Origin of the sequence: Streptomyces kanasensis, from assembly GCF_043077165.1 — a bacterium.
GTDB classification, from domain to species: Bacteria; Actinomycetota; Actinomycetes; order Streptomycetales; family Streptomycetaceae; genus Streptomyces; species Streptomyces changanensis.
The window spans coordinates 396,602-415,370 of the sequence record NZ_JBIBSF010000002.1; the positions used below are offsets into that span (position 1 = coordinate 396,602).

15 protein-coding genes are annotated in these 18,769 nt (G+C 73.7%); 8 read left to right on the top strand and 7 right to left on the bottom strand.

Annotated elements, in window-relative coordinates; translation table 11 throughout:
• The first annotated feature begins 166 nt into the window (after window positions 1–166).
• Window positions 167–646: an NUDIX hydrolase gene (locus ACF053_RS07015; RefSeq protein ID WP_391952913.1), complete on the top strand. Its 480-nt coding sequence runs from the start codon at window positions 167–169 to the stop codon at window positions 644–646.
• A 107-nt stretch (window positions 647–753) separates the two neighbouring features.
• Window positions 754–1,926: a serine hydrolase domain-containing protein gene (locus tag ACF053_RS07020; RefSeq protein ID WP_391952914.1), complete on the top strand. Its 1,173-nt coding sequence runs from the start codon at window positions 754–756 to the stop codon at window positions 1,924–1,926.
• 10 nt (window positions 1,927–1,936) lie between these two features.
• Here the strand turns inward: ACF053_RS07020 and ACF053_RS07025 are convergent, their stop codons facing one another.
• Together ACF053_RS07025 and pepN are read right to left on the bottom strand one after the other, a co-directional pair.
• Window positions 1,937–2,947 (bottom strand): hypothetical protein, encoded by a 1,011-nt coding sequence (locus ACF053_RS07025; protein WP_391952915.1) that lies wholly within the window; start codon window positions 2,945–2,947, stop codon window positions 1,937–1,939.
• A gap of 238 nt (window positions 2,948–3,185) precedes the next feature.
• Window positions 3,186–5,762, bottom strand: a complete 2,577-nt coding sequence (gene pepN, locus ACF053_RS07030) for an aminopeptidase N (protein ID WP_391952916.1) — start codon at window positions 5,760–5,762, stop codon at window positions 3,186–3,188.
• Window positions 5,763–5,912: 150 nt separating this feature from the next.
• Here pepN and ACF053_RS07035 point away from each other — a divergent pair, with 150 nt between their 5' ends.
• Complete coding sequence (locus tag ACF053_RS07035) at window positions 5,913–6,548, top strand: mycothiol-dependent nitroreductase Rv2466c family protein (protein ID WP_391952917.1); 636 nt, start codon at window positions 5,913–5,915, stop codon at window positions 6,546–6,548.
• A gap of 265 nt (window positions 6,549–6,813) precedes the next feature.
• On the opposite strand, the gene ACF053_RS07040 is transcribed toward ACF053_RS07035, so the two are convergent.
• The 3 genes from ACF053_RS07040 to ACF053_RS07050 form a co-directional block, all read right to left on the bottom strand.
• On the bottom strand, window positions 6,814–7,449 hold the full coding sequence (locus tag ACF053_RS07040) for a superoxide dismutase (protein WP_391952918.1): 636 nt from the start codon (window positions 7,447–7,449) through the stop codon (window positions 6,814–6,816).
• A 175-nt stretch (window positions 7,450–7,624) separates the two neighbouring features.
• On the bottom strand, window positions 7,625–9,214 hold the full coding sequence (locus tag ACF053_RS07045; protein ID WP_391952919.1) for an amino acid permease: 1,590 nt from the start codon (window positions 9,212–9,214) through the stop codon (window positions 7,625–7,627).
• Between the two features lie 175 nt (window positions 9,215–9,389).
• The gene (locus ACF053_RS07050; protein WP_391952920.1) at window positions 9,390–10,772 is read right to left on the bottom strand and encodes an amino acid permease; all 1,383 of its coding nucleotides are present in this window, start codon (window positions 10,770–10,772) and stop codon (window positions 9,390–9,392) included.
• A gap of 308 nt (window positions 10,773–11,080) precedes the next feature.
• On the opposite strand from ACF053_RS07050, the gene ACF053_RS07055 reads away from it, so the two are divergent.
• On the top strand, window positions 11,081–11,671 hold the full coding sequence (locus ACF053_RS07055) for a biotin transporter BioY (protein WP_391952921.1): 591 nt from the start codon (window positions 11,081–11,083) through the stop codon (window positions 11,669–11,671).
• 102 nt (window positions 11,672–11,773) lie between these two features.
• Here ACF053_RS07055 and ACF053_RS07060 read toward each other — a convergent pair whose 3' ends face one another.
• Window positions 11,774–13,207, bottom strand: a complete 1,434-nt coding sequence (locus ACF053_RS07060; RefSeq protein ID WP_391952922.1) for an amino acid permease — start codon at window positions 13,205–13,207, stop codon at window positions 11,774–11,776.
• Between the two features lie 171 nt (window positions 13,208–13,378).
• Between ACF053_RS07060 and ACF053_RS07065 the strand changes: the two genes are divergently transcribed.
• From ACF053_RS07065 to ACF053_RS07080, 4 genes are all read left to right on the top strand, one after another.
• A complete protein-coding gene (locus tag ACF053_RS07065; RefSeq protein ID WP_391952923.1) occupies window positions 13,379–13,867 on the top strand; it encodes a ribose-5-phosphate isomerase in 489 nt (162 codons plus the stop codon).
• Window positions 13,868–13,870: 3 nt separating this feature from the next.
• Complete coding sequence (locus ACF053_RS07070; protein WP_391952924.1) at window positions 13,871–14,680, top strand: Fpg/Nei family DNA glycosylase; 810 nt, start codon at window positions 13,871–13,873, stop codon at window positions 14,678–14,680.
• An 851-nt stretch (window positions 14,681–15,531) separates the two neighbouring features.
• Complete coding sequence (locus tag ACF053_RS07075; protein ID WP_391952925.1) at window positions 15,532–16,680, top strand: PP2C family protein-serine/threonine phosphatase; 1,149 nt, start codon at window positions 15,532–15,534, stop codon at window positions 16,678–16,680.
• A gap of 100 nt (window positions 16,681–16,780) precedes the next feature.
• Complete coding sequence (locus ACF053_RS07080) at window positions 16,781–17,230, top strand: HD domain-containing protein (protein ID WP_391952926.1); 450 nt, start codon at window positions 16,781–16,783, stop codon at window positions 17,228–17,230.
• Here ACF053_RS07080 and ACF053_RS07085 read toward each other — a convergent pair.
• Window positions 17,217–18,398: an acyltransferase family protein gene (locus tag ACF053_RS07085; RefSeq protein ID WP_391952927.1), complete on the bottom strand. Its 1,182-nt coding sequence runs from the start codon at window positions 18,396–18,398 to the stop codon at window positions 17,217–17,219. The genes ACF053_RS07080 and ACF053_RS07085 overlap by 14 nt on opposite strands.
• Between the last annotated feature and the right edge of the window lie 371 nt (window positions 18,399–18,769).

An 18,769-nucleotide genomic window follows, 5' to 3' on the forward strand; every position in this document is an offset into this window, starting at 1 on the left:
ATGACCGCTGAGCCTTGCGTACGCGACCGGGTCTTGTGGAGGTCTGGCGGAGGGGGAATGGCGCCGTGGCGGACATCCGCCACCGCGGCCCGTACGCCATCAGGAACAAACAGGGAGATAGTGAACTCCTCAACCGATGCCCGGAGTTGTCCGTACCCTTCTGCGGGTGAGACGGACCCTGAGGGTGGCGGCCTACGCCGTGTGCGTACGAGACGGACGGCTCCTGCTGGCCCGCGGCGCCGCGGGGGACGGCGCGGGGGCGTGGACCCTCCCCGGCGGCGGTACGCGCCACGGGGAGGACGTCCTCGACGCGGTCGCGCGCGAGGTCGAGGAGGAGACCGGCTACCGCGCCGAGATCACCGCCCTCCTCGGCGTCGACACGCTCCGCCGGGAGCTGCGCCGGGGCCGTGCCCGGCGGCGGGTCGACCACCACGCCGTGCGCGTCGTCTACGAGGGCCGCGTCACCGGCGGCACCCTCCGCCCCGAGGTGGGCGGCACCACCGACCTCGCCGCCTGGCACCCGCTCGCCGACGTCCCCGGCCTGCCGCGCGTCCCGCTCGTCGACACCGCCCTGCGCCTGTGGCGCGACCGCCCGCCGACGGGCCGCCCCGCCCCCTTCCGCCCGGCTCCCGGCGAGGACGGCTGAATCCGGCTCAACCCCCGTGGGCGGCCCGCCCGGACGCTCAACCCGCGGGGCACCCCCGCGGTCCCCACCCACGACCGCACCCGCAGTCGTCAAGGAGGGGACACCCCATGCCCGTACGCAGCACCAGAGGCGCCCTCGTCGCCGCCGCCCTCGCGGCGGCCGTGACCGCCACCGCGCTCACCGCCCCCGCGGTGGCCGCCCCGACCGGCCCCGACGCGCCCACCGGCCGCCACGAGGCCACCCGGAAGGCCGCGGAGGAGATCGTGCGGGCGGGGGCGCCGGGCGTCCTCGTCCAGGCCCGCGACCGGTACGGCGTCCGGAACGTGGACGCGGGCGTCGCCGACCGGACCACCGGGCGCGAGCGCCGGGCGCACGACCGCTACCGCATCGCCTCCATCACCAAGACGTTCGTCGCCACCGTCGTCCTCCAGCTGGAGGCGGAGGGCCGCCTCGACCTCGACGACAGCGTCGAGAAGTGGCTGCCCGGCGTCGTCCGCGGCAACGGCCACGACGGCCGGCGCGTGACCCTGCGCCAGCTGCTCAACCACACCAGCGGGATATACGACGTGACCTCCGACCCCGCCTTCCAGGCGAAGGTCTTCGGTCCCGACTTCCTGCGCCACCGCTACGACACCTGGACCCCGGGGCAGCTCGTCGGCATCGCCATGGGCCACGCGCCGGAGTTCGCCCCCGGCGCCGGCTGGCAGTACTCCAACACCAACTACGTCCTCGCGGGGATGGTCGTGGAAAAGGCCGCCGGCCGCCCGTACGCCGAGGAGGTCGAGCGCCGGATCATCCGCCCGCTCCGGCTGCGCGCCACGTCCCTGCCCGGGACGGACCCGCGGATGCCGCGGCCCGCCGGCCGCGCGTACTCCACCCTCGGCGGCGACCCGGCCGACCCGGCCACGGGGGTCCACGACGTCACGGAGCTGAACCCGTCCGTGGCGGGCGCCGCCGGCGAGATGGTCTCCGACGGCGCGGACCTGCAGCGGTTCGTACGGGCGCTGATCACCGGTCGGCTGCTGCCGCCGGCGCAGATGAAGGAGTTGACCAAGGCCGTCCCGGTGGAGCCGGGCGACGGGCGGAACGCGTACGGCCTGGGCGTGGTGCGCCAGCAGCTGAGCTGCGGCAAGGAGGTGTGGGGCCACACGGGCGGCATCCACGGCTCCGGTTCGGTCGTCGTGTCGACCCCCTCGGGCGACCACACCCTGGCGGCGAACGTCAACGGCGACTGGGTGGACGGCCTCGACAAGGTCGTGGAGGCCGAGTTCTGCGGGTGACCCCGCGCCGTCACCGCGGCAGGACCACCACGTAGGCGGCCGGCGCGCGATCGCCGGCCGCCATCAGGGCGGTCCGCACCACGACGGCCTGCTGGTCGGCGGCGTCACGCAGCTTGCGCGGCGTCAGGTGGACGACCGTGATCCCCAGCCGCTCCAGGTACTCGCGCTTGCGGGTGTACTCCGACCACAGGGCGTCCTCGTCCTGGCGCGGCGCCCGCGTGTCGAGCTCCACCGCCACGGCGTGGTCCGGCCAGTAGGCGTCCACCCCGCCCAGGTGCGGTCCGCCGGGCAGCCGCAGGTCGACGTTCCACACCGGGTCCGGCAGGCCGTGGTCCCGCACCATCGCGTAGAGCCGCTCCTCCGCCAGCGCCCGGCCCTCCGCGAGGAGCGAGTCCACCGCGTCGACCACGTGCGGCCGGGACAGCAGCCGGGCCCGGCTCAGCTCCCGCACCACCGGGGCCGGCTCGCAGTACCCCTCGCGCACGGCCTCGGTGAGCAGCCGGCGCACGGTCCGCGGGTCGGTCATCCCCTCCAGGGCGTCCGCCAGCGCCCGCGCCACCGGCGCGACCGGTAGCCCCGTCAACTCCTCCGCCACCGGAGGCTCGTGGGCCGACGCCCGCACGATCCGGACGAAACCGGTGGACCGCAGCCGGCGGGTGCGCGGCACGAGGACGTCCACCCGGTCCAGCGACCGCAGCCGGGGAGCGGACCGGAAGCCGTGCAGCGCGAGCGCCGCCAACCCCGTGACCATGGATTCGCCGAACCCGGCCCCGTCGGCGGCACCGGGCCGCCGCCCCGTGTACAGCAGGGCGGCGTGCAGCCGCTCGTCACTGGTCGGCGGCCCCGGGTGCAGGAGGTACACCCCCGGCAGCAGCTGCTGCCAGGGGCCGCCCGGCCGGCTCTGGGCGGCGACCTCGGCGGCGGGCACGCCGTGCGCCCGCAGCTGCGCGGCGGTCAGGACGCGGCGGGGCGCGTCGGAGAGGTCGGACAGGGGGCGGGGGGGAAGCGGGGTGTTCTTCATGCTCGGGAAGTGCCCGCCGACTCCCGCCCTCCTAACCGCTGTTACACGCCCGTCTACAATCCGGGACGAGCCCGTCCTAAAGGACGGACGTTCGATTGCCGATGATGGAAGTTTTGCCCGGCTCCCGGCTCCCGGCTCCCGGCTCCCGGCCTCCGGCTCCCGGCTCCCGGCTCCGATCTCCGGCGCAGCCTCCGGCTGCCGGAAGCCGGCCCCCGGCTGCCGCTCCCCGCCGCCCGTGTCAGGCCGCGGCGTCGCACTCCTGGGCGCGCAGGGCGCGGGCCAGGTCGTCCCGCGCCTCCAGCACCAGCCGGCGCAGCGCCGGCGCGCCGTCCTCGTGCGCGGCGAGCCACGCGTCCGTCGCCGCCAGCGTCGCCGGGTCGTCCTGGAGCGACGGGAACAGCCCGCGCACCACGTCCATCCCGATCTGGATCGACCGCTCGGCCCACACCCGCTCGATGGCCGCGAAGTACTTCTCCGCGTACGGCGCGACGAGCTCCCGCTGCGACGGCTGCGCGAACCCGGAGATCACCGCCTCCACCAGCGCGTTCGACAGCCGGTCGGACTCCACGACCTGCGCCCACGCCTGCGCCTTCACCGCCGCCGACGGCCGTGCCGCCAGACAGCGCACCTGGTGCCGCTTGCCCGACGCGGTGTCGTCCCGGGCGAGCTCCGCCGCGACCGCCGCCTCGTCGGCCCGGCCGTGCGCGGCCAGCGGCTCCAGGAACGCCCAGCGCAGCTCCTGGTCGACGTCGAGTCCGTCGACCTTCTCCGTGCCCGCCAGCAGACCCTCCAGGAAGGCGAGGTCGGCGTCCGCCGACGCGACCGACGCGAAGAACCGCGCCCACGTCAGCTGGTGCTCGCTGCCGGGTTCGGCCTGCCGGAGCTCGCGCAGCGCGCCCTCGGCGAGGAGCCGGCCGCCCGTCGCGCGCCACGCGGGCGCCGCGTAGTGGACGAGCGCCGTCCGCGCCCACGCGTGGAGCATCTGGAGCACGCCGATGTCGGTCTCGCGACCCGCGAAGTCCAGGACCAGCGCGACGAAGTCCCGCGCCGGCATGAGGGCGTCCCGCGTCATGTTCCACAGCGCGGACCAGCACAGCGCCCGCGCCAGCGGGTCGTCGACGTCACCGAGGTGGGCCCGCAGCGTGGCGAGCGACCCCTCGTCGAAGCGGACCTTGCAGTACGTCAGGTCCTCGTCGTTGACCAGCACCAGCGCCGGCCGCTCGGCGCCGGCCAGCTCGGTCACGGCCGTGCGCCGCCCCGTGACGTCCACCTCGGCGCGGGCGTAGCGCACCAGCCGGCCGTCCTCCAGCCGGTACAGCCCGACCGCCGCGCGGTGCGGGCGCGGCTCGGCGCCGTCCTGCTCGACGACGAGCTCGGCGATGCGCCCGCCGGCCGTCCCCGCCCCGGCACCCCCACCGGTCTCCTCGTCGTACGTGAGGACCGGCGTGAGGGCGTTGACTCCCGAGGTCTCCAGCCAGGACCGGGACCACGCCTTCAGGTCCCGCCCGGAGGTCTCCTCCAGCACGGCCAGCAGGTCGCCGAGGGTGGTGTTGCCGTACGCGTGCCGCTTGAAGTACCGGCGGGAGCCCTCCAGGAACGCCTCCCGGCCCGCGTAGGCGACGAGCTGCTTCAGCACGGCCGCGCCCTTGGCGTAGGTGATCCCGTCGAAGTTCAGCTTGGCGTCCTCCAGGTCGCGGATGTCGGCCGTGATCGGGTGCGTCGACGGCAGCTGGTCCGCGCGGTACGCCCACGCCTTGCGGTTGTTGGCGAACGTGGTCCAGCCGTTGGTGAACCGGGTCGCCTCCACCATCGAGAAGGTGCCCATGAAGTCCGCGAAGGACTCCTTCAGCCACAGGTCGTCCCACCACTTCATGGTGACCAGGTCGCCGAACCACATGTGCGCCATCTCGTGGAGGATGACGTTGGCCCGCCGCTCGTACGCCGCGCGGGTCACCTTGCCCCGGTAGATGTACTCCTCGCGGAAGGTGACCATGCCGGGGTTCTCCATCGCGCCGAGGTTGTACTCGGGCACGAACGCCTGGTCGTACTTGCCGAAGGGGTACGGGTAGTCGAAGGCGTCGTGGAAGAAGTCGAGCCCCTGCTTGGTGACGAGGAAGACGTCCTCCGCGTCGAAGTGCCGGGCGAGGCCCTTGCGGCACATCGCGCCGAGCGGGATCTCCAGGTCGCCGCGCCGGTAGACGTCCGTGACGTGGTGGTACGGCCCGGCGACGACGCAGGTGATGTACGTGGAGATGGGACGGGTCTCCGCGAACCGCCACACGCCCGCCTCGCGGGACTCCTCCGCGCCGTTGCTCCACACCGTCCAGCCCTCGGGCGCCGTCACCTCGAAGCGGTACGGGGCCTTCAGGTCGGGCTGTTCGAAGTTGGCGAAGACGCGGCGCGCGTCGGCCGGCTCGTACTGCGTGTACAGGTAGACCTCGCCGTCCTCCGGGTCCACGAACCGGTGCAGGCCCTCGCCGGTGCGGCTGTAGGCGCACTGCGCGTCCACCACCAGGACGTTCTCCTCGGCGAGGCCGTCCAGGGCGATCCGCGCCCCGTCGAAGGCGGTCGCCGGGTCCAGCTCCCGCCCGTTCAGCGTGACCGAGGTCACCGAGGGGGCGACCAGGTCCGCGAAGCTGCCCGCGCCCGGGGTCGCGCAGCGGAACCGGATGGTCGTCACGGACCGGAACGTACGCTCCCGCTCCTCACCCTCCCCGACGGCGGACCGCAGGTCGAGCGCGACGTCGTACCCGTCGACGGACAGCAGGGCGGCCCGCTCGCGGGCCTCGTCGCGGGACAGATTCTCACCGGGCACGGGCACTCCTTCGTGGCTCGTTGGTTCGGCGGTGATCCTCCCACGCTGCCCGGACCCGGGATAAGCGGGAATGCCCTCGTCGCCCCCCGGTGTTGTCGCGGTGGAGCGCACCGCACCTTCCCCGCGCGACGCCCGGATCCGAGGAGAGAGATGTCCGAGACGAGGACCACCGCCGACTTCTGGTTCGACCCGCTGTGCCCGTGGGCGTGGATGACGTCCCGCTGGATGCTGGAGGTCCAGGAGGTCCGCCCGGTGGACGTGCGGTGGCACGTGATGAGCCTCGCCGTCCTCAACGAGAACAAGCTCGACGAGCTGCCGGAGGAGTACCGGGAGATGCTCGCGACGCAGGCCTGGGGCCCGGTGCGGGTCGTCGTCGCGGCGGAGCAGCTCCACGGCCCCGAGGTGCTCGGCCGCCTGTACACGGCGATGGGCACCCGCTTCCACAACGAGGGCCTGGGCCCGACGCGCGAGGCGATGGCCGCCGCCCTCGCGGACGCCGGGCTGCCGGCCGGGCTGCTGGAGTACGCCGAGAAGGACACGTACGACGCGGAGCTGCGCGCCTCCCACAAGGAGGGCATCAACAAGGTCGGCCAGGACGTCGGCACGCCGGTCATCTCGGTGCCGGGCCCCGACGGCACGGAGGTCGCGTTCTTCGGCCCGGTCGTCACCCCCGCGCCCAAGGGCGAGGCCGCGGCGCGGCTGTGGGACGGCACGCTGCTGGTGGCGTCGACACCCGGCTTCTACGAGATCAAGCGCACGCGCACCGAGGGCCCGATCTTCGACTGAGCCCCACGACCGGGCCCCGGTCACCGGTCCCGCCCTCCCGGGCTCCGGTCACCGGTCCCGCCCTCCCGGGCCCCGGTCACCGGTCCCGCCCTCCCGGGCCCCGGTCACCGGCTCCGGCCCGCTCCCTGCTCCCGCCCACCGGGTCCCGACACGCCGAACGGCCCCCCGCGAGTCCTGTCCTCGCGGGGGGCCGTTCCTCCATCCGCCTGCCACGTGAAGGGTGAGAAGACGATCACGAGCAGGACGACCTGGGCGCGGTGGGCCGTCAGGGGGCGATGAGCGGCGTGCGGTCCTTCGCCTCGGCGTAGCGCTTGGCCACGTCCTGCCAGTTGACGACCTGCCACATGGCCTCGATGAAGTCCACCTTCTGGTTCCGGTACTGGAGGTAGAAGGCGTGCTCCCAGGCGTCGAAGACCAGGATCGGGACGGAGCCCTGGCCGACGTTGCCCTGGTGGTCGTAGACCTGCTCCACGATGAGGCGGCCGCTGACCGGCTCGTAGGCGAGGACGCCCCAGCCGGAGCCCTGCGTCGTCGCCGAGGCCTTGGTCAGCTGCGACTTGAAGCGGGCGAAGGAGCCGAACGACTCGGCGATCGCGTCCGCGAGCTCGCCGACGCCGTCCTTCTCCAGCGGCTCGCCGCCGCCCTCGCCCGTCATGTTGTGCCAGTAGATGGAGTGCAGGATGTGGCCCGAGAGGTGGAAGGCCAGATTCTTCTGGAGGCCGTTGACGGCGCCCCACTGGTCCTTGTCCCGCGCCTCCTCCAGCTGCTCCAGGGTGTCGTTCGCGCCCTTGACGTACGCGGCGTGGTGCTTGTCGTGGTGCAGCTCGATGATCTCCGGGCTGATGACGGGCGCCAGCGCCGCGTAGTCGTAGGGAAGTTCCGGAAGGGTGTAGATCGCCATGGCCGAGCCTCCGACTGCTTATTGCAACCTATGTGCAGGTGCAGGCTAGCAGCAGCTTCCCGTGGAGTTGATCAGTCCTTCGTCGTAGGTCCGGGGGACGTGGCGGGGGTGCGCCGAAAGGGGGAGGCCCCGGCGCGACGAGCGCCGGGGCCTCCCCCTGGATGGTGCGGACGGGTCAGTCGTCGGCCTCGGTGGGCTTCGCGGCCGCCTCGGTCCCGCCGTTCCCGGTCGCCGGAGTGGCGGCGGCGGGCGTCGGCTCGGCGGCCTTCGCCACCGGCTCGGCGGCCTTCGGCTCGGTGGCGGCCGGCGTGGCGGCGGGGACGCCGGCGGCGGCCGCGGCGGTCGCGGTGCCGGCGGTCATCCGCTGGTGGGCGTAGCCGAGCACGGCGAGGAAGATGACCAGGCCGCCCGTGTAGTACAGCTGCGTCCGGGTGCCCTCCTCGCGGGCCATCAGCAGGAACACCGCGGCGATGCCCGCGAGCGCGGCCCACGTCAGGTAGGGGTACGCCCACATCCGCACGGCCAGCTTCTCCGGCGCCTCCTGCTCCAGGCGGCGGCGCAGCACCAGCTGGGAGACGGCGATGAAGAACCAGACGACCAGGATGATGGCGCCGATCATGTTGAGCAGCCACATGAAGATGTCGTCCGGCCGCCAGTAGCTCAGCAGGACGCAGAGGAAGCCGAAGACCGAGGAGGTCAGCACCGCGACGCGCGGCACGCCGCCCGAGATCTTGCCGAGCCCCTTGGGGCCCTGGCCGCGCGCCACGAGGGAGCAGGCCATGCGGGAGGCGCCGTAGATGTTGGCGTTCATCGCGGAGAGCAGCGCGATGAGGACGACGACGTTCATGATCTCGCCGGCGGCCGGCAGGCCCAGGTGCTCCAGGGTGGCGACGTAGGAGCCGTTGGCGAGCGACTTGCTGTTCCACGGGATCAGCGTGACGATCACCGCCATGGAGCCGATGTAGAAGACCGCGATGCGCCACATCGCCGTGCGGACGGCCTTGGCGACGCCCTGCACGGGGTGCTCGGACTCGGCGGCGGCGATGGTGACGGTCTCCAGACCGCCGTACGCGAAGACGGAGGCGAGCAGGCCGACGATCAGGCCCTCGCTGCCGTTCGGCAGGAAGCCGCCCTGACCGGTCAGGTTCGTCATGCCGGGGGACTCCGTGCCCGGGAGCAGGCCCAGGATGGCCAGCAGGCCGATGACGAGGAAGAGGGCGATGGCGCCGATCTTCAGCGCGGCGAACCAGAACTCGAACTCGCCGAAGTTCTTCACGGCGGCCAGGTTCGTCACGCAGAAGACCAGCATGAACAGGGCGACCATCGACCACTCGGGCACGCCCGGCAGCCAGCCGGTCACGATCTTCGCGGCGCCGATGGCCTCCAGGCCGACGGCCACGCACAGCAGGAACCAGAAGGCCCAGCCCGCGGTGAAGCCCGCCCACGGGCCGATGGCCCGCTCCGCGTGGACGGAGAAGGAGCCGGACGCCGGGTTGGCCGCCGACATCTCACCGAGCATGCGCATCACCAGCATGACCAGCAGGCCGGAGATCGCGTAGGCGACGATGATCGACGGGCCGGCGGCGGCGATGGCGGCACCCGAGCCGACGAAGAGGCCGGCGCCGATCACACCGCCGAGGGCGATCATCGACAGGTGGCGTTGCTTGAGCCCGTGCGTGAGCGGCACGTCGGTGACCGGCGTGCCGCCCTCGTGCGGGCTGTCGTCGACGGCGGCCGGTTCGGCGGGCGCGGAGGTCCGAGACATGGATGGGCCCTGTTCCGTATCGGGGGGAGGTGGAAGGGACGCCACAGTGTCGATGCGGGCCCCGGCCACAGGGAACATGTTTCCGCTATACGGACACAGCGCTCACACATTGTGAAGCCCTGCCCACGGAAACATCACAAGCGGAGGGTGATCACCGCTTGTCCGGAAACCGCCGTCAGACCAGCGGCACCCGCCGTGCCCGCCGCTCGCGCAGCAGCGCCACGGCCACCACGGCCGCCGTGGCTCCGCTGGACCACAGCACCTGCGGACGGGTCGCGTCCTCCCGCAGCATCAGCACGAGCACCCCGGTCATCCCAGCCAGGGCCACCCATGTCAACCACGGGAAGCCCCACATCCGCAGCGTGAGGGACTCCGGCGACGCCGCCTCGATCCGGCGCCGCAGCCGCAGCTGCGACACCGCGATCAGCGCCCAGACGAAGAGCAGCACGGCCCCCACGGAGTTGAGCAGGTAGAGGAAAACGGAATCCGGCCACTTCAGGTTCAGCAGGACGGAGGCGAACCCGAACGCCACCGACGCCAGCACCGCCCGCCGCGGCACCCCGCCCGCCGACACCTGCAGCAGCCCGCGCGGCGCCTCCCCCCGCTCGGCGAGCGAGAAGACCATCCGCGACGCCCCGTACAGGTTGGCGTTGAGCGCCGACAGCAGGGCCACAAACACCACGACGTCCATCACCTGACCGGCCGCCGGGACCCCCACCGCGTCGAGCACCATGACGTACGGGCTGAGCCCCGGCCGCATCTGCGTCCACGGCAGCAGCGCCACGACGACCAGCATCGACCCCACGTAGAAGAAGAGGATCCGCCACACGGCGCTGCGCACCGCCCGCGCCACGTTGCGCGCCGGGTCGTCCGACTCGGCGGCGGCGATCGTCACCACCTCCAGGCCGCCGAAGGCGAACACCACGGCCAGGACCCCGGAGACCACCCCCGCCCAGCCGTTCGGGAGGAACCCGCCCTGCCCCGTGAGGTTCGTCATCCCCACCGGCTCGCGCCCCGGCAGCCAGCCCAGCACCGCCGCGACGCCGATCAGCAGGAACGCGACGATCGCCGCGACCTTCAGGGCGGCGAACCAGAACTCCGCCTCGCCGAAGGTGCGGACGGCGGCCAGGTTCGCGGCGGTGAACACCACCATGAACAGCAGCACCCACCCCCACTGCGGCACCACCGGCAGCCACCCGGCCGCGATCCGCGCCGCGCCCGTCGCCTCCACCGCCAGCACCACCACCAGCAGCAGCCAGTAGAGCCAGCCCACCGAGAACCCCGCCCAACGGCCCAGCGCCCGCTCCGCGTGCACCGAGAAGGCCCCCGACGCGGGCATCGCCGCCGACATCTCGCCCAGCATCCGCATCACCAGCGTCGCGAGCGCCCCGGCGATCAGGTACGACAGGACGATGCCCGGCCCGGCCACCGCGATCCCCGCGCCCGAACCGACGAACAGCCCGGCGCCGATCACCCCGCCCAGCCCGAGCATCGTCAGATGACGCCGTTTCAGCACGTGCGCCAAGGGCTCGGCGGGGGCGGTCACGGTGTCCTGCATGGCGCTGCGCACACTTTCCTCGTACGGCGGTACGGGCACCCGGCCCGCGTCTGCTTTGGTGAGACCCCACAGTCTCTCCGTAGAGCGCGGCTCCGCGCAAAAGGGACCGATCAACCGCCGTCCCTAGTGACGAGCATCACGTCCATCGGTGATTGAGAACGGCTCTTTGTGTGAACTCCACCAACGGCGGGAGTGGGGCTTTGTCGTCGGCTGACGGTGATCGCCCGTTCACCCCTGGGCTACGGTCGGCCTGTCCCTCTGTCCCCCGTCCCACCGTCCGCGGAGCACCGCGGAGTACCGGAGTCCCGATGAGCACTGCCGCCGCTGCCGCGCCCGCCCGTACCGGAACGGTCCTCGCCGACCTGCTCCCCGCCAGTCGCGTCCGCGACATCGCGCTCGTCGCCGGGGGCGCCGTCCTCACCGGTCTCGCCGCCCAGATCTCCCTGCCCGTGCCGGGCTCCCCGGTCCCGGTCTCCGGCCAGACCTTCGCCGCCCTCCTCGTCGGCACCGCGCTCGGCGCCCGCCGCGGCTTCCTCTCCCTCGCCCTCTACGCGCTCGCCGGCATGGCCGGCATGCCGTGGTTCGCCGAGGGCACCGCCGGGTACGCCATGCCGACCCTCGGCTACATCCTCGGCATGCTCCTCGCCGCGACCGCCGTCGGCGCCCTCGCCCGCCGCGGCGCCGACCGCTCGGTCCTGCGCATGGCCGGCACGATGGCGCTCGGCTCCCTGATCATCTACGCCGTCGGCGTCCCCTACCTGGCCCTCGCGACCGGCATGCCGCTCTCGCGCGCCGTCGCCGTCGGCCTGCTGCCGTTCCTGATCGGCGACGCCCTCAAGGCCGCCCTCGCCATGGGCCTGCTGCCCACCGCCTGGCGGCTCGTCGGCCGCCGCGACTGACCCCGCGCACGGGGTGCCGCACCCGGCGCGCGCCGCCCCACCCACGACGAGAGGCCCTCCACCCGAGCGGGTGGAGGGCCTCTCCTGCGTCGCGGACGACGCTCAGACCTTGCGGGCGGTCCGGTGCCTGCGGTCCACGACCACACCGACGGCCACGACGACCGCCGCCACCAGCACCGACAGCAGCACGACCTGCCGGTTGGCGTCGTCGAACAGCATGTAGACCAGCACGAACAGGATCATCGCGGCGGTCGCCCACGTCAGGTACGGGAAGCACCACATCCTGACGGTGACCCGCTCCGGGGCCTCCCGCATGAGGATGCCGCGCATCCGCAGCTGGGTCAGGCAGATCACGAGCCACACGAAGAGCGCGACCGCGCCCGAGGAGTTCAGCAGGAACGTGAAGACTGTGTCCTTGAACGCGTAGTTGAAGTACACCGCGACGAAGCCGAACGCGACCGACGCCCAGATCGCGACGGCCGGCACGCCCTTGCCGTTGACCCGCGCGAAGGCCTTCGGCGCGTCACCGCGCTCGCCCAGCGAGAACGCCATGCGGGAGGCCGTGTAGAGGCCGGAGTTCAGGCAGGACAGCACGGCCGTCAGCACGATCACGTTCATGATCTGCCCGGCGTGCGGGATGCCGATGGAGTCGAGCGCGGCGACGTACGAGCCCTTCTTGACGATCGACGCGTCGTTCCACGGCAGCAGCGTCAGCACGACGAAGATCGAACCGAGGTAGAAGACGCCGATGCGCCAGATGACGCTGTTGGTCGCCTTGGTCACCGCGCGGCGCGGGTCCTCGGACTCGCCCGCCGCCAGTGTGACGATCTCGCTGCCCATGAAGGAGAAGACCACCATCAGCACACCGGTGAGCACCGCTCCGGCGCCCTTGGGGAAGAACCCGCCGGTGTCCGTCAGGTGCGCCAGCCCCGCCCCCGGGTTGTCCGAGCCGGGCAGCAGCCCGAAGACCGCCAGCAGGCCGATGACGACGAAACCGCCGATGGCCACGACCTTGACCCCGGCGAACCAGAACTCGAACTCGCCGTACGACGACACCGAGACGAGGTTGGTCGCGGTGAGCACGACCATCACGATCAGCGCCCAGCCCCACTGCGGGACGGCCGGGACCCAGCCCTCCAGGATCACGGCGCCCGCCGTCGCCTCGACGGCGAGGACCACGACCCAGAAGAACCAGTACAGCCAGCCGATCGAGAACCCCGCCCAGCGGCCGAGGGCACGCTCGGCGTAGGAGGAGAAGGAGCCGGAGTCCGGGCTGGCCGCGGCCATCTCGCCCAGCATCCGCATCACGAACACGACCATCGCGCCGACGAGGGCGTACGACAGGAGGATGGCGGGCCCGGCGGCGGCGATGCCGCCGGACGAGCCGACGAACAGGCCGGCGCCGATCACGCCACCAATGGCGATCATGGAGAGATGGCGGTTCTTGAGACCCGCCTTGAGACCGTGGGAGGGCTGCGAAGTACCGGGGTCCCCGGGGTTTTCGCCTTCCTTCACCAGGTTGGTCTGGGTGGTCATGGGCAATTCCTTAGTTCTCTGGGTGCTCGGGTCGCGAGCCCACGCATTGAACACTGCCCCCGGCCACGGTCGTAAGGCCCCGAGTCCGGATCGTTGTACGCGTCACGTCGCGGTCACCCCACGACGACCCCCGGGGGCCACCCTGCGTGTCCCCGTGCCACACTCGGAGCCATGCGCGTGTACCTCGGCTCGGACCATGCCGGCTACGAACTCAAGAACCACCTCGTCGAGTGGCTGAAGGCCCACGGCCATGAGCCCGTCGACTGCGGACCCCACATCTACGACGCCCAGGACGACTACCCGCCGTTCTGCCTGCGCGCCGCGGAGCGGACGGCCGCCGACCCGGACGCCCTCGGCGTCGTCATCGGCGGCTCGGGCAACGGCGAGCAGATCGCCGCGAACAAGGTGAAGGGCGTCCGTGCCGCCCTGGCGTGGAGCGAGCAGACCGCCGCCCTGGGCCGCGAGCACAACGACGCCAACGTCATCGCCGTCGGCGCCCGGATGCACTCCACTCAGGACGCCACCAAGTTCGTCGAGGTCTTCCTCGCCACGCCGTACTCCGGCGACGAGCGCCACACGCGCCGCATCGACATGCTGGCCGCGTACGAGACGACCGGCGAGCTCCCCCCGATCCCGGCCCACCACCCGCGGCAGGACTGACCCTTGCCCGAAGGGCACACGATCCACCGGCTGGCCGCCGACCACCGCGAGCGGTTCGGCGGCCGGCCCGTGCGGGTGAGCAGCCCGCAGGGCAAGTTCTCGGACGCCGCCGCCCTCCTCGACGGGTCCGTGCTGCGCACCGCCGAAGCCCACGGCAAGCACCTCTTCCTCGGCTTCGGCCCCGAGGAGTGGGTCCACATCCACCTCGGCCTCTTCGGCAAGGTCGCCTTCGGCCCGGCCCCCGCGCCGCCGCCCACCGACACGGTGCGCCTGCGGATCGCCGACGCCGACGCCTACGTCGACCTGCGCGGCCCCACGACCTGCGCGCTCGTCACGGAGCCCGAGAAGCAGGCGGTCCACGACCGGCTCGGCCCCGACCCGCTGCGCCCCGGCGACGACCCGGACCGGGCGTGGCACCGGATCTCGCGGTCCCGCACGACCGTCGCCGCCCTCCTCATGGACCAGAAGGTCGTCGCGGGCGTCGGCAACGTCTACCGGGCCGAGGTGCTGTTCCGGCACGGCATCGACCCGTACCGAGCCGGCCGCGACCTCCGCCGCGAGGAGTGGGCCGCGCTCTGGCAGGACCTCGTGGCGCTGATGCGCGAGGGCGTCCGCCACAACCGCATCGACACGGTCCGCCCTGAGCACACCCCCGAGGCGATGGGCCGCCCGCCGCGCGTCGACGACCACGGCGGCGAGGTGTACGTCTACCGCCGGGCCGGGCAGCCCTGCCACGTGTGCGGCGGGGAGGTCCGCGCCGCCGGCCTCGCCGCCCGCAACCTCTTCTGGTGCCCCACCTGCCAGGCCGCCTGACCCCCCACCGGCCCACCCGTGCCGCCCGGCACTCCGACCCGCGCCCCCCGCCTGAGCGCCCGGCCCGCCGGAGCCGCCCGGCCCACCCGAGGCCCCCGGCCCGCCGGAGCCGCCCGGCCGCCAGACCCCTCCAGGCGCGGCGCCTCCCGGGCCTCGCACGGCGCCGGGGCGGCCCTCCGCCCCGGCCGCCTGGTCCCCGCATACATCCCGGCCCCCGCACGGGCCGTCCGCCTCCTGCCCCTCGGCCGTGGCGGTCCGCCTCCGGCCCGCCCGGGGGGTCCGCCTCCGGTCCCGGAGGCTCCGGCACCTCGGTCCGGGCGGTCCGCCTCCTGTCCCGGACGCCCCCGGCCCGCCCGAGCGGTCCGCCTCCGGCCCCGGACGCCTCAGGCACCTCCGCCCGGGCCGTTCGCCTCCTGCCCCTCGGCCGTGGCGGTCCGCCTCCGGTCCGGACGTACCCGGCCCCGCCCGCCCGTCGGCGCCCCCGACCTGCCGGAGCCTCCGCCCGGCGCCGTACGCCATCCGTACCCGGCGGTGCGGACGGCCGGTGCCGGCCCCGGTCGGTCCCCCGCCGGTGCCGACCCCGGCGCGGCACCGTAGCCGGACCGCGGCGGGTGCCCGTTCCCGGTGCCGCGCACGCCGCCCGGCGGCCCACCCCGGGCACGCAGGCCGTCCAGCCACCGCCGCGCCATCGGGACGAGGGCGGCGCACCTCCCCGGTCCGTCCCGGAGCCGTCCCATGCCCGGCATATGCCAGGCGTACGGGCCCCTCCCGCGCCGCGGGACCGATTTCGAACGCAATGTCACGGGGGTCCCCCTGCACGCCGCCCACCCGGGTGGATAGGGTCCAGGCCAATGGCTCGTAGCGCACAACGGATCGGCGCGTACACGGCCCGGTACCGCAAGGCGGCCCACCGGGCCCGCGTCGCGCTGCGCAAGTCGGCCGTCGACTACTTCCGCGGCGACGGCTCCGACTGGATCGCCCTCGCCGGCCTCTTCCTCACCATCCCGGCGATCCTGTTCGCCACCCTCGCCACCCCCGTGTGGTGCGCGCCGGAGACCCTCGTCCTGCCGATCGTCGCCGGCGGCCTGCTGCTGCGCCCCGCCAGCCTGCTGGGGCTCTACGCCGCTGCCGCCGCCGCGCTGATCGTGGAGTCGGCCGTCCTCGGCCCGTACACCGAGGGCGCCGCCCGGGTCACCCCCGGCACGGTCCTCGTCGTCGCCGCGTGCGGCCTCTTCGGGCTGCTGATCGCCCAGTTCCGGGCCCGCGTCGGCGTGCCCTGGCGGCGCGGCGGCACCATGCTCTTCGACCTGCGCGAACGCATCCGCGTGCAGAGCGCGCTGCCGCCGCTGCCCGCCGGCTGGCACCGCGAGATGGCGCTGCGGCCGGCCGGTGGCCAGTCGTTCTCCGGTGACTTCGTCGTCGCCGCGCGCACCCACGGCGGCCGCACCCTGGAGGTCGTCCTCACCGACGTCTCCGGCAAGGGGATGGACGCCGGGTCCCGCGCCCTGCTGCTCTCCGGCGCCTTCGGCGGCCTCCTCGGCTCCCTCCCGCCGCACGGCTTCCTCCCGGCCGCCAACGGCTACCTGCTCCGCCAGGACTGGGACGAGGGGTTCGCCACCTCCATCCACCTCGTCCTCGACCTGGAGTCCGGCGACTACGAACTGCTCTCCGCCGGCCACCTGCCCGCCCTCCAGCTCCACGCGGGCAGCGGCCGCTGGGAGGAGAAGGCCGCCGACGGGCCGCTGCTCGGCGTGTACGACGGCGCCGAGTTCCACGGCCTCAAGGGCAGCCTGCGCCCCGGGGACGTGCTGATGCTCTTCACCGACGGCCTCGTCGAGGCGGCCGACCGCGACATCGCCGAGGGCATCGACCGGCTCACCGGCGAGGCGGACCGGTACGTCACCTCCGGCTTCCGCGGCGCGGCCTGGCATCTGATCGAGGCGTGCGCCAAGGACGTCAACGACGACCGGGCGCTGCTGATCGTCTCCCGCGACGCCTGAGCCCCGGCACCCCGTCCGGGACCTGGCACCCCGTCCGGGACCCGGCACCCCTCCGGGGCACCCGTCGGGCCGGGCCTGCCGTCGGCGTACAGTCGCCGGCATGCCGCACCTCTCGCTCCCGCAGGTCGAAGCCCTCGCGCGCCGCGCCCACGCCGGGCAGAAGGACAAGGCGGGACGGCCCTACGCCGAGCACCTGAGGGCCGTCGCGGACGGCGTCCGGGCACGCGGCGGTACCGACGGACAGGTCGCCGCGGCCTGGCTGCACGACGCGGTCGAGGACGACGCGCTGACGGCCGAGTGGCTGGCGGCCGCGGCGCTGCCGCAGGAGGTCAAGGACATCGTCCTCGCGCTGACCAAGCGCCCCGGCGAGGATCCGGCCCGCTACGCCGCCCGGATCCTCGCCGTGCCGGGCGCCCGCCTCGTCAAGGAGGCCGACCTCGCGCACAACGCGGACCCCGCCCGGCTCGCCGCCCTGGACGCGCCGACCCGCGACCGGTTGACCGCCAAGTACGCGCGCATGCGGCGGCTGCTCGGCCTCACGGCCGGCTGACCGCCCCGGCGGCGCAGGCCGCCACCGCCCGCTGCGGCCCGCCGGCCTCGTGCGCCCGCGGCCCTCCGGCGGCCCCGCCGCCCGCCCGGGGCCCGGCGCCACCCGCCCCGCCGGCGCCCGCCCCCGCCCCCGCGGCGGCCGGGGGCGTACGGCGGAACGCCCACTCCAGGCGCGGTTCCACCGCCCACCGCAGCGCCCGCCGCACGGGCGGGGTGCACATCAGCGTCACGGCGACGGCGGACGCCACCGTCAGACCGACCCGCCCGGCCGGCGTGGCCAGCACCTCGTAGGCGTCGACGAGCCGCCAGTACTGGAGGGCCTTCACCGCGAAACCGTGCAGCAGGTAGCCGCAGACGCTGCCCGCCCCGAGGACCGTGAACCAGGTCCGCCGCGCGGGCACCCACGCCAGGAACGCCGCCGTCAGCACCAGCGCGCACGCGCCGAGGGCGACCGTCGCCACCGGCCCCGCCCACCACGCCGCGTCGAGCTCCTGGGCGCTCGTGTTCCGGTAGAACCAGCCCATCCGCACGTGCGGGGCCACCGCGTAGGCCACGACCGGCGCGACCACCGCGAGCACCCCGGCCGCCACCCGCACCGCCCGCCGCCGCAGCAGCCGGAAGTGCTCCTCGCGCAGGCACAGCCCCAGCACGAAGAACGGCAGGAACTGCAGCACCCGCTGGAGGTCCAGGTCCGCCGCGATGCGCGGGGTCAGCGAGGCGAGCGCGGCGACGGCCACCGCGACCGGCAGGGGGTGGCGCAGGGCCCGCCACAGCGGCGCGGAGAGCCGCCAGACGAAGAGCGCCACCAGGAACCACGTGAGGTAGAAGGGGTCGGTCAGCGAGAAGGCCGTCCCCGGCGCGTCCTCGGCCCAGCGCCGGTAGAGCGTGTATGCGACCTCGAAGACCAGGTACGGCACGGCGACGCCGGAGACGAGCCGGCGCAGCTGGTCGGGACGGCCGGTGAAGCCGCGCGAGAAGTACCCGGAGATGATCACGAACGCCGGCATGTGGAAGGCGTAGACGAGCATGTAGAGCGCCCGCGTCGCGCGGCTGCCCTCCATGACCGGCTCCCAGGCGTGGCCCACCGCGACGAGCACGATCGCCAGGTACTTGGCGTTGTCGAAGTAGGCGTCCCGCTGACTGCGTTCTGCGTGGCGTGGCTGGAACATCCGAGGCACCCTAGCCGCGCCCCGCGCCTTCCCGAAAAATCCGCGAAATCGATCATCACGCCGAGCGCATCGCCCGAAATGCCACCACAAATCCCGGACAAAGGCCGCGATTCTCCCCGCTCTCCATGGCCGGAAAACATCCCGCTCGGGGCCCGTGCGGATTTCCTGTGGCGGACTCGCGGGCACCTGGGGAGGATTCCCGCGCATTCCGTCGCGGAATTCCCGTACCTCCGTAGGCCGACCGGGTCCGCCCGGCCCGGTGGCTCCGCCCGCGCGTCCACGATCCGTCACGGGGCAGCATGAAAGGGGCCGTTGGTGGCACGATGGTCGGCGGGCGGGGGAGTGCCGGGCCGTGTGCCCCCCGGGCCGTG